The organism is Daejeonella sp. (assembly GCF_049655485.1).
Taxonomy (GTDB): domain Bacteria; phylum Bacteroidota; class Bacteroidia; order Sphingobacteriales; family Sphingobacteriaceae; genus Daejeonella.
This window is the reverse complement of record NZ_JBASJU010000064.1, coordinates 1-2,865: the sequence shown is the minus strand read 5'-3', so window position 1 is coordinate 2,865 and position 2,865 is coordinate 1. Positions and strand designations below refer to the sequence as shown.

The following is a 2,865-nucleotide window of genomic DNA, read 5'->3' as shown; positions in this document are numbered from 1 at the left end:
CTCCAATGAACCTATTGGCGTCTGGACGGGTTCACATGTATTGACAGTTAAATGCAAAAAGCCAGGTGCAGTATTACTCATTAATAATGAATTGCGCATACCCGGTCCCCACCATAAATTTTCAGTGGAAAGCCCTGCAGATAGCTTTTTAACATTATAGCGTACGCTACTCTGTCCGGGATACAATCTAACTCGTGGATTTTTGCCAAATCGCACAGGCAGGTCGGTTCGGTTATAAAAGTTGTAATAAAACTTCCATATAACTGAATAGTGATCTTGTGGAAACTCTTCAAATGCTGGATTAAAGGCAAACACCAGTTCCGGCTTTATTTGGAAAGAGAAACGACCTTTTGCCTGATAAAAGCCCCCGCTGATAAATGTCTGAAGACCTTTTGCAGGAACCATGGAACCATCATTCCAGCCCGTAGGATGGTGGGAATTAAATTGGTTCTGCCAGGTAAACGGAAGGATTTTCCATTCATCGGGAAGCAATTCCATCCGTGCACCTACAGAATCATTTACATTATATAAGCTATCGAATCGGGATTGAGGTAGAGCTAAGGGCCTAATCGTAAATGAAACATTTGGAGATACATCCCCTCTTAGTTGTTTCAATCGGTAGAGATCTTCCTGGCTAAAATTATCAACCGGCAATGACTGAGAAGATGCACTTAAATTTACAACAAACATTCCTAAAAAAAATATCAGGGCTTTTCTCATCTAATCAAGCGTAAGTATGCTAACTGATAGATTATCTAATGACCAACTCTCATCACACAGCATATCGGGTGCATTACTTTGTTTAAGCAAGTCCTTAAAATCCAACTTAATAGTGTAACCGGAGTGGTTGAATATTTTATCTATGCGATACATCGTAGTGCCCCCGGGGATATTCGCGAGGCTGCAGCGTCCAGGTAAATCTGTACGGCTGGCTCCGGTACCAGCATCATAATGAAAAGGGAAATTTTTGGGATAAGATTGCTGCTGGCAATAAGTTGCCTGACAACCGGAATTAGAAAATGTGGTGTTGATTACAGCTTCATTATCAATTTTAAGCTGCCAAATATCAGGCCCGTCGATTACCGCATCATTCCCCGTGTGATTCCCGCCCCAAGTATCATGCAAATAAAGGTCAAATTTGAGTAAGATCAGATCATGCTTAGCCAGGCCGGGAAGCGTTAGAGTAAATCCGCTGTTGTTATAAAAGCCCAGTACTTTTTTTCCATCATAAGTAGATTGAACTGCTCCTTCTATGCCTAGAATGGAACCGGATTCAAAATCATTGGTGTATACTTCCGTTTGGCTTTGAATATCTTTGTGGCAAGCGGAAAATATAACAAGACAGGTTAGGAAAAGTATCTTAAATGTTTTCGTAATTATCATATAAAACTTGTACGATTACCATACGCCACTTTCTATTTAAAATAATAATTCAATCCCACGTTCGCATGAAAATTAAAAACGTGTCTTTGAGGAAGGTTAATCTTCCTAGTCTGCCAGATATAATTAAGTGATTGTATACCTGAAAGCTGGCCTCGGAATAAAAAATTTTGATAATCCCAACTAGCCACTAATCCTGCCGATAGATCTACCCATTGCCCATCATATGAACCGTTTAAATCGATCATTTCCTCATAAAAATCACGATTGTGCTCAATCCGCTCAAGTTGTAAACCGATCTTTTTGAATCCTTTTAACCAGCTTATCTCTAAAGACTGTAGATTCCCACCCGGCCCAGTGCCAGCTCCAATAACTTCGCCTGAATTTGTATATCCTTGATTAATTTCATGAACGTACCAAGTCCCTGATGAACGAACTAACCTATTAATTGACTGTGATAACTGGGTAATTTCGGCCGCAACCAAAATGTTTTCGTCAGAACTGGGTAGCGTAACTAATTTTTGGAATCCTACAATGTAAGCCCGCGAATGTCCCGGTTCTTGCAAAAAATCCCTTGTATTGAATGAATGATCATTTCGACCTAACTCAGCATATACCTCGGCACCAGATCCTCTAAAAATATATCTCGCAAAAACAGATGTCAACTGATCCCTGATTTTAGAGTCTTCTTCCGTTCTACGTTTCTCAAACGGTTGAAATAATGGAAAATAGTCACTAAAACCCTGTATATCTGAGTTATATATCTGAAAAACGCGTGTTAGACCGACAAAAAGACCAGATATCCATTTAGGTTGATAATCTATAACCATACCGGAAAGGTATCTCCATTCCTGATTTTTATTCGTATTAAGCGGTGAATTAGAATTCTCAAGACGACCACTAACTATTTGACCTTCAAATGAACCAATGGGAGATGTGATGGGCCTAGTAGTATTTAACGTTAAATGTTTAAACCCTCGTGCAGAATTGCTCATCAGAAGAGAATTTCTTCTACCGGGTCCCCACCATAGGTTCTCTTTTGACACGCCGAAAGAAGCTGGTCCCACATTTATGCGCAGGCTACTTTGTCCCATATCTAAAGCACTAAAATTTTTCGTCTCATGGTAAGCTGGAAGGTCTGCTCCATAGCCGCCAGCTATATAATATGAATAACCATTTGACGCGATTTGGTCGTTAGTGTCAAGATATGGGGGATTGGCGGCATAAATAAATTCCGGTTTTACTTGGATGGATAAGGGTCCAGCTCTAAGAAAAAAACCACCAGAAACATGTTGTTGATAGCCCTTGGCTGGAATCATTAGACCATCATTCCAGCCATAAGGATTATGTGTATTAATCTGAACAACGGTACTCAATGGGAAAACCTTAAATTGGAAATGTTTCGATGCTGGAATTAAATTAACTGGAGCATAGTTATATTCGAGTGCTGAAATCGCAGTATCCACAAATTGCGCCGAGATAGGT

Annotated in this window: 2 protein-coding genes and 1 pseudogene; all 3 read right to left on the bottom strand. The window is 40.0% G+C overall.

What is annotated here, in order from left to right:
* A pseudogene (locus WBJ10_RS02950) lies at nucleotides 1-720 on the bottom strand (hypothetical protein); the annotation flags it as partial.
* Nucleotides 721-1,383 (bottom strand): hypothetical protein, encoded by a 663-nt coding sequence (locus tag WBJ10_RS02945; RefSeq protein ID WP_424288063.1) that lies wholly within the window; start codon nucleotides 1,381-1,383, stop codon nucleotides 721-723.
* A gap of 32 nt (nucleotides 1,384-1,415) precedes the next feature.
* The coding region (locus WBJ10_RS02940; RefSeq protein ID WP_424288062.1) for a capsule assembly Wzi family protein at nucleotides 1,416-2,865 on the bottom strand (1,450 nt) is incomplete at its 5' end.

Coding starts and splice junctions, on each gene's coding strand:
- WBJ10_RS02945 (WP_424288063.1), bottom strand. CDS start 1,383: ATGATAATTACGAAAACATTTAAGATACTTTTCCTAACCTGTCTTGTT.